Genomic DNA, 12575 nt, shown 5'->3' on the forward strand with positions numbered 1-12575 from the left:
AGCGTGATAAAGTTACATAAGGGAGTGTGATTTGCTACAAAAAGTGCAGGATTTGATGTGTTCATGGGAAGTTTCTAAAGAGGATAGGGAGATTTATTTAAATCTTGTGTATGCAAAGAATTTTCCCAAAGGACAAAAGATTTTTAGCAGTGAAACAGAATGCAGAGGTTTAGTGCTAATTGAATATGGGGCACTTAGGGCTTATATTATTTCCCCAAATGGTAAAGAGATTAATCTTTTTGTGCTAAAAACAGGAGATTATTGCATACTTTCTGCATCTTGTATGTTAAAAAATATCAGTTTTGAAGTGAATTTGGAATTTATTGAAACTTCTAGTGTGTTTATTTTGCCAAGCAAGGCTTTTAATGAGATTAGCAATAAATATAAAAAAGCAAAGCAATTCCATTTAGATTTACTCTCTTCGCGTCTTAGCAATGTTGTGGATTCCCTTAGTTCCCTTGCTTTTATGTCGTTGAGTGATAGAGTTATGGCATTTTTACTTAATTCTATTCAAAATAAAGGCACAAACTCTCTTTATATTACGCATGAAGAGATTGCCAATTCCTTAGGAAGTGCTAGAGAGGCAATCTCAAGAGTGTTAAAAGAATTGCAAAAGCAGGGCAAAATTTCTCAAACGCGTGGAATTATAGAGATATTGGAAGCTCAAAGTGTGTAAAAATTAAATCATTGCGATTTAAAATTTATATTTTAGAATATTTTAATAGTCGGTTTTGCTAAATTTACCAATAATATAGTATAGTTAAAGAATATTTAACCAAAAGTGAAATATTTAATTTCTGCAAGGATGTGGATATGGTTTTAAATAGCAAAAAAGCTTTTACAATGCTTGAGCTTATTTTTATTCTTGTGATTTTGGGTATCTTAGCAGCTATTGCTATTCCAAAGATTTCAGCAAGCCGTAATGATGCTAAGCTTATTGCATTAAAGAGTGATGTTGTGATGTTAAAAACTGCCCTTACTTCTTATTTTCTCTCTCAAGGAAAGGGGGATTTTGAAAGTGCGATTGATCTTAGTGCGACAAATTGGGAAATTAGCCCTTTTAAAATCTCTAGTAAGCTTGAAGATAAAGAGGGAAAGGCTTGTGTAGAGGCAGTTTTGCTAAGTGATCAAGAGGGAAAAATAGCAACCAATGATAAAGAAATTAGTTATTTAAAAATTAGCACACAAAGCAAGAGTTTAGAAGGCGGTGATACTTGTGAGAAGCTTAATTTTACTCTTAATTTAAGTGCAGATTCTCCACAGATTATTCCGCTTTTAAGTAGCTCTATTGAATTTTAAAAGGAGGGCTTTTAGCCTTTTTGAAGTTTTGATTGTGCTTATATTGCTTGGGATTTTGAGTTCTTTGGCTTTGCCAAAATTTTATGCTTTTAAAGAGGGGGCTTGCACTAAAAAGCTTCAGTTGCAAATTTTTGATGTGAAGCTAAAAATTGCAAGCAAGAGAGAACAAAATGCTATAGGGATTGAAAATATAGATTTTAGCGATGTGTTTAATGGACTTGATTTTGTGCAAGGCTCTTGTTATTTTAAAAAGCAGAAAAATGGAGTGATAGGAGTTAATGGAGATAAAAAAGTTTCTTTTATTTTAAAAAATGGGATTTTAGAATGCCAAAATACAAAAAGTTCTAAGTTGCATAACAAGGAATCTTATTGCGATATTTTTTAAAGGGGTTTTTGGATAAAAAGTTGCAGATTAGAAACTTTGCAACCCTTTTATTATAAAGGGTTAAAGTCTTAAAATTTCTTTTAAAGATAAGAAGTAAAACAGTGAAATAATCTTAAATCCTATTAAAAGAGATATTGCTATCACTCTAATGATAAAGAGGGAAAATCTTTAAATGACATTTCTTAGGTTGCTACAAAAGAGTTAAACATCATAGTGGTTTAACAAACTATCCAAAACACTAAAATAAATAGAGCATAGTCTTATATAGTAATCTATAAAATATTTAAAGTTATTATCTGCTTGCTATGGATTACTTTAGAGCTAAAGCTCCTTGCAATGATGGAGAAGAGTATCTAACAATGACAAAACTTTACAATAGCAAAGCTTTTAAATGCAAACAACAATAATCTATAAGAGGATACTTTTTCTTGTTTAGGAGACTTCTTATAGTCTATTATTTAAGTTAATATCTCTAATAAAGCCTATATAGACTTTTATAAAAACTGTAGGTTAAGTGATATTGGGTGCTTATAAAATAATCTTTTTAAAATTCACAAATATTTTACATTCATAAGGACTTGTTTTTACACGCCTTTTTTATACTTTCATAAAATTTAATTCTTATAAAGGACAAATTTATGAAAAAGTATTTTTTGGGAATGTTGGCAGGTTTAAGTCTTACTGCAAGTGTGGCGATGGCAGAGAATATCCATCCTATTACTAGAGAAATGGGTTCAGGAACTAGAGGGGCATTTGTGGAGATTTTTAATATTACCAAAGAAGTAAGAGGCAAAAAAATTGATGCAATTTCTACAAGTGCAGAGGTTACAAACTCTACAGGAGTAATGATTGCAAGTATTGCAAATTCTAAAAGTTCCATAGGTTATATTTCTCTTGGTTCTTTAAAGGATAATGTAAAAGCATTAAGTATCGATGGAGTAGCACCTAGTGTAGAAAATATCAACAATAAAAGTTATAAAATCGCAAGAAATTTTAATCTTGTAACCAAAAGCACAAATCCTTTAATGGAAGATTTTTTAAACTATGCGACCACTTCTAAGGACATCATTCAAAAAGCGGGCTATATTGCTACAAAAGAAGGCAATCACAAGGTTTCACAAATTGAAGGTAAGCTTGTAATTGCAGGATCTAGCTCTATTACTCCTCTTATGGAAAAATTAGCAGAGGGTTATAAAGGTGTTAATAAAAAGGCTACCATTGAAATTTTGCAATCAGATTCTACAACGGGTGTAAATTCAGTTGTAGATGGATTGGCTGATATTGGTATGGTTTCACGCGATGTTAAACAAGCGGAGTTGGATAAGGGTATTAAAGTGCAAGTGTTAGCGGTAGATGGTTTGGCAATTATTGTCAATAAAGAAAACAAAATTGATAATATTTCTAAAGAAGCTGTTAAGAAAATCTTCACAGGGGAGACAAAAGAGTGGGATAAACTCTAATCCCTCTTTTGTAAAAATTTAAGGATTTAAAAACCAAATGATAAATATTCTTTTTTCTTCATCTTTTAAAGAAAGATTTTTTCAAGCTCTTTTTGGTATCTGTGCTTTAGTTTCTATTATTGCTGTGGCTTTAATTTGTATGTTTTTGTTTGCAAATGCTGTGCCTACAATCCACAAAATAGGATTATTTGATTTTATTTTTGGGCTTGATTGGTATCCCACAGAAGAGATTTTTGGGATATTGCCTATGATTGTAGGAAGTTTTTATGTGAGTGCGCTTGCAATTTTAATAGGTGTTCCTATTGGTGTTTTAAGTGCAATTTATCTTTCACAATTTTGCCCTCCAAAATTAAAGCGTTATTTATTGCCTTGTGTAGAACTTTTAGGGGCGATACCAAGTGTAGTTTATGGATTTTTTGCATTAATGATTATCGTCCCTATGCTTTCATCTGTTTTTAGTGGAACTTCTGGAAAAAGTTTGTTGGCTGCTAGTTTGATTTTGGCAATTATGATTTTGCCTACAATTATTTTGGTGTCTAAGGCGGCATTAGATTGTGTAAGCAAAAGTTATTATGAAGGGGCTTTAGCACTTGGTGCAAGTAAAGAGAGAAGTGTCATTTTTGCTATGCTACCTGCTGCAAAAAGCGGAATACTAGCTTCTGTTATTTTGGGAGTGGGTAGAGCTATTGGAGAGGCTATGGCAGTGATTATGGTAGCAGGTAATCAAGTCCAAATTCCTACTGCAATAAGTGATGGCTTACGCACACTTACTACAAATATTGTGCTTGAAATGGGTTATTCACAAGGATTGCATAGAGATGTATTGATTGCAAATGGCGTGGTGCTTTTTGTGTTTATTCTCTTGATTAATCTAAGTTTTAATGCACTTAAAAAAGGATAAGAATGCAAAAGGATTATACTTCTCTTTTTATTTATTATGCACTTAGAATTTCTATTTGCATAACTTTAGGGATTTTTATTTTAATTATTGGTTTTATTTTTGTAAAAGGTTTGGCACATCTTAGTCCTAAATTATTTGCCCTAGAATATAATAGTCAAAATGTATCTATGATGCCCTCAATTATTAATACGCTTAATATGATGCTTTTATCGCTTTTAATTGCCATACCCTTTGGTGTTTTTGGGGCAATTTTTTTAAGCGAATATGGGAAGAAAAATTCTAAGATTAAACACATTATAGCCATAGCTTCTGAAACTTTGGTGGGGATTCCTAGTATTGTTTATGGACTCTTTGGTTATTTAGTGTTTGTGCATTATTTAGGATTTGGTTATAGCTTTTTATCAGGTAGTCTTACGCTTTCTATTATGATTTTGCCCCTTATTTTAAGAAGCGCACAAGAGGCTTTGCATTCTGTGCCACTTTCTTTGAGGGAAGCAAGTTTTGCTCTAGGGGCTAGCAAGCTTCGCACACTTTTTTCTATCATTTTGCCTGTTGCAATTCCTGGGATTTTGGCAGGTGTTATTTTAAGTATCGGAAAGATTTTTGGAGAGAGTGCAGCATTACTTTATACAGCTGCGACTGTTCCACAAGTTGCAGGGCTTTTAGATTCTGCTAGAACTTTAAGTGTGCATATGTATGTGATTTCAAGCGAGGGCTTACATATGAATGAAGCTTATAGCACGGCAATGGTTTTAATTATTATTGTTTTATTAATCAACATAATTTCTAATTTTTTAGCAAAAAAACTAACAAAGGCTTAATATGGATAAAAAAGTATGTTTTAGCATTAAAGATATGAATTTATTTTATGGCGATTTTCACGCATTAAAAAATATTAATATGGAGATTTTTAAAAAAGAAGTTACTGCATTTATTGGTCCTAGTGGTTGTGGAAAATCAACCTTTATTAAATGTTTAAATAGAATGAATGATTTGGTAGAAAACTGTAAAATTAAGGGAAAAATACTATTTCACGGAGAGAATATTTATAAAAAATACGATGTTACTGCTTTGCGAAAAAAAGTTGGTATGGTGTTTCAAAAGCCTAATCCTTTTCCATTAAGTATCTATGAAAATATCGTTTTTGGCCCTAAAACTCACGGTATTAAAGATAAAGCAACGCTAGATAATATTGTAGAAGAAAGCTTAAAAGATGTGGGACTTTGGAAAGATTTAAAGGATAGATTAAAGCAATCTGCCTTATCTTTAAGTGGGGGACAACAGCAAAGACTCTGCATTGCTAGAAGCATTGCTATCAATCCAGAAGTTATCTTGATGGACGAGCCAACAAGCGCATTAGATCCCATTTCTACTTTGAAAATTGAAGAGCTAATTTCTAAGTTAAAAAAGGATTATACAATTATTATTGTTACACATAATATGCAACAAGCCAATCGTATTTCAGACAAGACTGCCTTCTTTCTTCTTGGGGAAATGGTGGAGTTTGATACGACACAAAAGATTTTTAATAAACCTAGAGATAAAAAAACTCAAGATTATATTCAAGGAAAATTTGGTTGATAAAGAAAAATAAAATTAATAATGTATTATAATTTATCCAAGACAAGGTTGTTAATTTAAGGAATATATATGGTATATATACTAGAAGATGAAAGTTCTATTTTAGAGCTTGTTTTATATGCTCTAAAATCTCAAAACATTGAAGCAAAAGGATTTAGCAACGCACAAGATTTTTTTGAAGAATTAAAAAATAAACTGCCAAAAGTTGTCATTTTAGATGTAATGCTTCCAGGAATTGGCGGGTTTGAAGTCTTGGAAAAATTAAAAAAATCTCCAAAGACTAGAAATATTGGAGTGCTTATGCTAACAGCCCTAAGTAGCGAATATGAGAAAGTTAAAGGGTTAGATTTAGGAGCAGATGATTATATTACCAAGCCTTTTGGGGTTATGGAATTATTGGCTAGAGTAAGAGTGATTTTAAGGCGTTTAGAAAATAAAGAGGAAGAAATACTGCTAGATGGATTGGAATTTTCTACTAGAAGCCATAGAGTTGTTGTTGATGGCAAAAGAATAGAACTTACTTTAAAAGAATTTGAGCTTTTAGGATTTTTATTAAAAAATATTGATCGCACCTTTAGCCGCGATGAACTTTTTGAAGTGCTGTGGGGGTATAGCTATACTAATGAAAGTAGAACTTTAGATGTGCATATTAAAACCCTAAGGCAAAAGCTAGGTTCTTGGGGGAGTAAGATAAAAACTATTAGAGGGATTGGTTATAAAATAGAGGTAGAATAGTGTATAAAAAGATATTTTTAGCCATATTTCTTACTTGTGTTAGTCTTTTGGTTTTGGCGAATCTTTTTTTGCTTTTTAGCTTAGAAAATGCACTGCAAAAGGAAGCTTTTAGCACATTAAAAAAAGAGGCGATGCTTTTAAAAACTCATCTTTTTGATGTGGCTAAAGGAGAAATCCCAACTACTTATCGCATAAGTATTATTTCTAAAGAGGGTAAAGTAATTTATGATAACAATGCTAATGAGTTAGGAGTGCATAAGGATAGAGAAGAGATTAAAAAAGCATTAAGGGATAAAGAAGCAAGGGCGGTGCGTTATTCTCATACAATGCAAAGCAAAATGCTCTATTATGCCACACAGGCTACCTTGCAAAATGAAATTGTTGTTTTGCGTCTTGCTATGCCAAAAAGCAATGTAGAAGAGAATTTTGAAGAATTTTTACCTTTTTTTGCATTAGAATTTGTTTTGTGTCTTTTGCTAAGCTTTATGATTGCAAGGGTGCTAACAGCTTCTATTATCAAGCCTTTAAAAACTTTAACTTTGGATAATTTATCCCAAAAAATGCCCTATAGAGAGTTAGAGCCTTTTATTAAGGCATTAAAGCAAGAGCATAAAGCTGTGAAAAATAAATTAAAAGGTTTAGAGCATAAGCAAAATCAAATGCTTTTGCTTACACAAAATATGAGCGATGGGATAATTTTACTCAATAAAGATGGCAAGATTTTGCTTGTAAATGAGCGTGCAGAAGAGTATTTTAATGCTATTTCTAATTTGCATTCTATTTATGAGTTAAAAGATGCGCTTTTTTTGCAAAAGATTCTCCCTCTTCTTACGCTTTTTAAAAAGCATAAAAAGCAGCAAACAGAATTTGTAACTTTGGGAAATAAAGAATGTGAAGTGGTGTTTTGCCCTATCCATTCTAAAGATAAATTTAAGGGAATTATCATTATTTTGCACGATTTAGATGCACAAAAACAAGCCCAAAAACTTCGTAGAGAGTTTAGTGCAAATGTAACCCATGAGCTAAAAACACCCTTAACTTCTATCTTGGCTAGTAGTGAAATGCTAAGTAATGGGCTTGTTAGCAAAGAAGATACGCAACAATTTTTGCAAAAAATAGAAAAAGAAGCTAAAAGACTTTTAGAGATGATTGATGAGATTTTGCGACTTTCTTTTTTAGATGAAGCACAAGATCATTTGCCTATGCAAACTGTGGAATTAAAAAATATTATCCAAAATGTTTTTGAAAGACTAAAAATTATTGCCAATAACAATAAAATTACACTTTTAAGTGATTTACAGGAATGCACCATTAGAGGGAATGGAGAGCTATTAGAAAATCTTATTTACAATCTTTGTGATAATGCTATTAAATACAATAATAAAGGCGGTTTTGTAAAAGTTACATTAAAAAAAGAGCAAGATGGCATTTGCTTAAGCGTTAAGGACAATGGGATTGGCATACCAAAAGAATCGCATAAGAGAATATTTGAGCGTTTTTATTGTGTGGATAAGGGCAGAAGCAAACAGCTTGGAGGCACTGGGCTTGGGCTATCTATAGTAAAATCTGTAGCCAAATTGCACCATGCAAAGATTGAGGTAAAAAGCAAGGCAGGCAAGGGAAGTGAATTTTTGTTTTATTTTCCTTAATGGAATAATGTTTTGTTATAAACACTATTATGGTTTTAAGAAGAAACCAATGAAAGAGTGTAGAATAAGTGTGTTGTGATAGCTTGTGGAGTGTCATTATTCTAAGCTAGGGTTTTGTAATGATTTGTTTTGTTGTGCTTTATGATAATGTGCTACATTGTCATTAAAGAGGCAGAAGCACCAAAGAAGCTATCTTGATTGTTAAATTTCATAATGGGCTAGGTAATCCTATAAGGAGCAACTAAAATCTAGTAGATAATTCCTTAAAATTACATTCTACTTTATTCCATTTGTGATGATAGAGGGAGAAAAGCCTTATGATAACTATGCTTTAGTTTTAAAGGAATTAATAACAATGGAGATTTTTGCTATTTAGCCCTATTATCTTAAACCATACAATATAATTTACTTTTTTCTTGCTTTGTTTTTGTATTTTCAAATTGATTGAATATTTTTTGAAAATTATAAATTATTGTAAAAATCATAATATTTATTTATATTAAGTATCATTTATTGTATTTATTAATATATCTAATATAAATATTATTGTTAATATTTTACACATTTTATAAATAAAATATATTTATTTTATAATTTTTAAAATATTTTATTTTTGTTTAACAAAATGATTAATAAAATTTTGCCTCAAATTTTCTTAAATTTTACAATAAATTAATAAAAAGGAAACCCATGAGTAATGTCAAATTCCTAGCGGGGGGGGGGGGCAAAATATAACCTTTTAAAAGCTTCTTTCCTTTCATTTACTGCATTTTCAGTTTTAACTTCAAATATTTATGCGACTTCTATAGATTCTAAAACCATTAGTGGTGGAGGCTGTAATAATAATGAATGCACGATTAGTGGTGAGCAGACTGATAAAGTTATAATCAATGGCGATAATAGTAAATTAACCATAGGGAGCAAAGGAAAGCTGGTTGTAAGTGGAGAAGGGCAAAATGGCAATAGTATACAAATAATAAACGGTAAAGATTTAAGTATAGACAACCAAGGAAGTATTAGTGCTACAGCTAATGGTATTTTGCTTGAAGGTAGTAATGGAGCTATTAGTGCCAATATAAATAATAGTGGTTTTATCACAACTACAGGACATGCTGCTATAAATATTAATAAGAATTCTATAGTGAAAGAGTTAAAAAATAATGGGAGTTTACAAGGGCAAAATGGCATTGCTTTGTGGAATGGTGGTAATATAGAAAGTCTTAATAATTATGGGACTATAAAGGGGACTAGCGGAAAAGGACTTAGTGTAGAAACCAAAGTGGATATAGAACAAATTGTTAATTCAGGTGAGATTATAGGAAAAGACAATGCTATTGAGTTGCATGAGCAAGCGAAGGTAGATAGAATAGAAAATAGTGGCACCATTCTTTCTAGTAGCTCTAATGGTATGTATGTAAGAGGAGATGTAGGAGAAATTAATAATAAACAGGGTGGAAGGATACATGGTGCTGAGAGTGGATTAAGTATTATCCGTTTAAATGACTATAAAATCAATATTGAAAAAGTAATAAATGAGGGTGATATTGTTGGAGTGGCAGGAAACGGCATTGAGCTTCAAGGGTTGGTTAATGAAGAGGTTTTAGGAGAGTTAGACAATAGGGGAAATATAGAGGGAAAGCAAAATGGAATCTATCTAGGAGCGTTTTTTGGAAAGCATGCAAAAGTTGGAGAGATTAAAAATGAGGGAAACATTAAAGGGGGTGTCAATGGGATTGCACTGATGACAAATAAAGAACTTGCTACACTTGCAAACTCCATTGAAAAAATAGATAATAAAGGCTTTATTGTAGGTGAGAGTGGAGCTGGATTATTCTTGCAAAATCAATATCAAAAGATTTTAAATACCATCACGCTTGAGGGTTCTAATACTTTAATGGCAGGAGGAGAAGCAGGAATTATTAATAATGGAACCATAGGAAGTGATCAAAAAGACAATGAAGATACTATCATTTTAAAAGAGGGTGCAATAATTTCTTCTATAGTTTCTAGTGCAAATAATCTTTATCTAAACACGGCTAATCCTGCTATTTTAAATGAAAAATCAGGAAAAATACAAGGAAACATTTCTTTAGAAAGTGGCTCTAAACTCATAGGGGGCATTTATAATAAAGGAACTATCAGCGGAGATATAAAAACTAGCGGAAAAGACACGCAAATCCTAGGCGAAATTAACAATGAAGGGAGCATTAATGGTATTAAAAATGGCAATGGTGCTTTCATTGAAGCAATTACTAATAATGGCATGATTACTAATGGAGTTATGAATAATGCAACTATAGGAGAGATTACTAATAACAAAACTCTAAAAATTACAAATACCAAAGAAAATAATGATGAGGGAGGCTTTATAGGAGCTATTGCTAATAATGGAGCTATGGAGATTGATAATGCAAGTGAGATTGGAAGTCTTACTAATAATAAAGAGGGTTCATTAAGTCTAAAAAATCAAGAAAAAGGAATTATAGGTAGCTTTACTAATGAGGGAGAATTAACAAGCTTGGAAAATCAAGGAGTTATTAAAGATTTTGAAAATCAAGGAAGTTTAGAGAGACTTAGCAATGATGGAAAACTAGAACTTAATAATGCAAAGGGGGAAATTAAGCAAGGTATTGTAAATACTGGGGAATTAACCTTTGCAAATTATGCCTATAATAGCCCATCTTTAAGAGAAAGTGGCACTAATATTACACAAGGCTTTGTGGGTAAAACCTCCAATGGCTATCATTTTGAAAATAATGGGGATAGTGCTAAACTTAAAATTAGTGGTTGGTATTTTAATGCTCCTGAATTTAATAGTAAGGAAGAAAGATTAAACAATTCTATTTTGGCAGGGGGGACAAATATAGGCGGTATTAGTGCAGATAAAATTTATGTAAGTGGTGCAGATATGAATGTTATTTATGATTCTAATACTTTCTTTAGTGATAAAGATGGAAATGCTATAGGAGGAAGCATTAATAATGGAATGGGAATAGATGCAGATGATATTTATTCTGTAGATGAACTTTTTAAATTTGTAAATGTAGGAGAAAAAGGTAAATATACAGCTTATTTATTGACTGATGAACTAAGCGGTAAAACTCTTGCAAAATCTATCATTCAATCAAGTAGAATGCGACAGATTAATACAAGCAATATTTTAAAAGAAGTAAATTCTAAAAACTTTAGAACAAACTTTAGAGATATACAAAGATTAGAACAATCCACTAAAGATATTGCTATTTCCTCTTCTAGTTTTGTAGATAAACAAGAAAAGAATACAGAAGAAAATTATAACACCTATGATATTTTAAGAGAGTTTGAAGAAATCTTCCTGCCTCAAAAAGATGTTAATAAAGATATTTATAGTTTCTTAGTCCCTTATTATAATTACTCTTCATTAAATTTAGAAGAAGGACTGGGAAGATTAAAGGTAAAAACAAGTGGTATTATAGGAGGAGCACAAACCAAACTAGATAATGAATATGGAATTTTAGGCTTTTATCTAGGATATGAAACTGCAGACAAAGAGCAACAAAGACAAAGATTAACAATGGATGATACAGTTTATTATGGAGGACTAACCTATCATCACACTTTTTTAAGAGATGGGATTAAAGAATTTTACTTTAGCACTACTACAAGAGTAGATTATACAAAAAGCAAAGTAGAAAAAACTTATCAAAATGGTGTTGCAAAGATTAATACCAAAGTAGAAACTTATGGATATGGATTAGAATCTAAAGTAGGGGCAAATTTATTTAATATAGGAGATATTTCTATACTTAGTCCTGAAATGGGATTGAGTTATATGGGGATTAGTTCTAAGGATTTTAGCCTAAACCATTTAGGAGGCACAAAAGAGCATTATTATGCAACGCAAGTAAATTTTGTAGATTTTATTGCTTCTATTAAATACCAAAGAGCTTGGAATGATAGATTAAGATTTAATGGAAGTGTGGGAGCTTTAATAAATCTTTATAATGATGCCAAAGGAGAAATGAGAGTAAATAGAACCTATTTAAGCAGTGATGTAAAAACTTCAGGTGCTTATGGTTTTAGCACATTGGGTGCTACTTATAATATTGCAAACAATACAGATTTATCTCTAAATTATGGAGTGGTTTTAGGAGATGCTAAAAGCTATTCACACAATATCTATTTAAAGCTAGGAATATGGTGGTAGAAAGCTAGTGCATAGCTAGAGAGATTATATAAGGTTAGTTTTTTCTAACTAACAAAACAAAGTAGAGCGTAGTAGCCTAAAGAGAATACTTTTAGAGTAGCTCATTTAGACTACCACAGCCTATTAGTATAAGTCTTGTGGTAATAAAGAAATGTTATCTGTAAAGTCTCTTGCTTACTATTGCAAGCAAATATAGCTAACAAAGTAATCTAAAATACCCCTAAGACGATTTTAGATTACCACGCAAAACTGTGTTTTGTTTGTAATAGCAGGGAGGAGTGTTATTACAAGATTTGCATAAGCAAATCATAGCAATCCAATAAGAGATTATCAAAAAGAATTAGGAATCTAAAAACTAAAATATTTTAATACTTTAAAA

The 12575-nt window shown here is 31.4% G+C and carries 10 protein-coding genes; all 10 read left to right on the forward strand.

Going from position 1 to position 12575, the window contains the following annotated elements:
* Nucleotides 1-31: 31 nt before the first annotated feature.
* The 10 genes from B6S12_RS03385 (at nucleotide 32) to B6S12_RS03430 (ending at nucleotide 12196) form a co-directional block, all read left to right on the forward strand.
* The gene (locus B6S12_RS03385; protein ID WP_181450939.1) at nucleotides 32-676 is read left to right on the forward strand and encodes a Crp/Fnr family transcriptional regulator; all 645 of its coding nucleotides are present in this window, start codon (nucleotides 32-34) and stop codon (nucleotides 674-676) included.
* A 137-nt stretch (nucleotides 677-813) separates the two neighbouring features.
* Nucleotides 814-1299: a type II secretion system protein gene (locus B6S12_RS03390; protein ID WP_111229407.1), complete on the forward strand. Its 486-nt coding sequence runs from the start codon at nucleotides 814-816 to the stop codon at nucleotides 1297-1299.
* Complete coding sequence (locus B6S12_RS03395) at nucleotides 1289-1684, forward strand: prepilin-type N-terminal cleavage/methylation domain-containing protein (RefSeq protein WP_111229408.1); 396 nt, start codon at nucleotides 1289-1291, stop codon at nucleotides 1682-1684. Before B6S12_RS03390 ends, B6S12_RS03395 begins: the two co-directional genes overlap by 11 nt.
* A gap of 638 nt (nucleotides 1685-2322) precedes the next feature.
* Nucleotides 2323-3144, forward strand: coding sequence for a substrate-binding domain-containing protein (locus B6S12_RS03400; RefSeq protein ID WP_111229409.1), 822 nt, complete (start codon nucleotides 2323-2325; stop codon nucleotides 3142-3144).
* 37 nt (nucleotides 3145-3181) lie between these two features.
* Complete coding sequence (gene pstC / locus B6S12_RS03405; protein ID WP_111229410.1) at nucleotides 3182-4045, forward strand: phosphate ABC transporter permease subunit PstC; 864 nt, start codon at nucleotides 3182-3184, stop codon at nucleotides 4043-4045.
* Between the two features lie 2 nt (nucleotides 4046-4047).
* Nucleotides 4048-4866, forward strand: a complete 819-nt coding sequence (pstA, locus tag B6S12_RS03410) for a phosphate ABC transporter permease PstA (RefSeq protein WP_111229411.1) — start codon at nucleotides 4048-4050, stop codon at nucleotides 4864-4866.
* Between the two features lies 1 nt (nucleotide 4867).
* Nucleotides 4868-5626: a phosphate ABC transporter ATP-binding protein PstB gene (gene pstB, locus B6S12_RS03415; RefSeq protein WP_111229412.1), complete on the forward strand. Its 759-nt coding sequence runs from the start codon at nucleotides 4868-4870 to the stop codon at nucleotides 5624-5626.
* Between the two features lie 69 nt (nucleotides 5627-5695).
* Complete coding sequence (locus B6S12_RS03420) at nucleotides 5696-6361, forward strand: response regulator transcription factor (RefSeq protein ID WP_111229413.1); 666 nt, start codon at nucleotides 5696-5698, stop codon at nucleotides 6359-6361.
* A gap of 53 nt (nucleotides 6362-6414) precedes the next feature.
* Complete coding sequence (locus tag B6S12_RS03425; protein WP_181450940.1) at nucleotides 6415-8010, forward strand: sensor histidine kinase; 1596 nt, start codon at nucleotides 6415-6417, stop codon at nucleotides 8008-8010.
* 1039 nt (nucleotides 8011-9049) lie between these two features.
* Complete coding sequence (locus B6S12_RS03430; RefSeq protein WP_111229415.1) at nucleotides 9050-12196, forward strand: autotransporter outer membrane beta-barrel domain-containing protein; 3147 nt, start codon at nucleotides 9050-9052, stop codon at nucleotides 12194-12196.
* The last annotated feature ends 379 nt before the right edge of the window (nucleotides 12197-12575 follow it).

Source organism: Helicobacter valdiviensis, assembly GCF_003245365.1.
GTDB classification, from domain to species: domain Bacteria; phylum Campylobacterota; class Campylobacteria; order Campylobacterales; family Helicobacteraceae; genus Helicobacter_D; species Helicobacter_D valdiviensis.

Bases quoted from the DNA above. Each gene is read 5' to 3' on its own strand.
- B6S12_RS03390 (WP_111229407.1), top strand. From the start codon at position 814: ATGGTTTTAAATAGCAAAAAAGCTTTTACAATGCTTGAGCTTATTTTT.
- B6S12_RS03400 (WP_111229409.1), top strand. From the start codon at position 2,323: ATGAAAAAGTATTTTTTGGGAATGTTGGCAGGTTTAAGTCTTACTGCA.
- pstC (WP_111229410.1), top strand. From the start codon at position 3,182: ATGATAAATATTCTTTTTTCTTCATCTTTTAAAGAAAGATTTTTTCAA.
- pstA (WP_111229411.1), top strand. From the start codon at position 4,048: ATGCAAAAGGATTATACTTCTCTTTTTATTTATTATGCACTTAGAATT.
- pstB (WP_111229412.1), top strand. From the start codon at position 4,868: ATGGATAAAAAAGTATGTTTTAGCATTAAAGATATGAATTTATTTTAT.
- B6S12_RS03420 (WP_111229413.1), top strand. From the start codon at position 5,696: ATGGTATATATACTAGAAGATGAAAGTTCTATTTTAGAGCTTGTTTTA.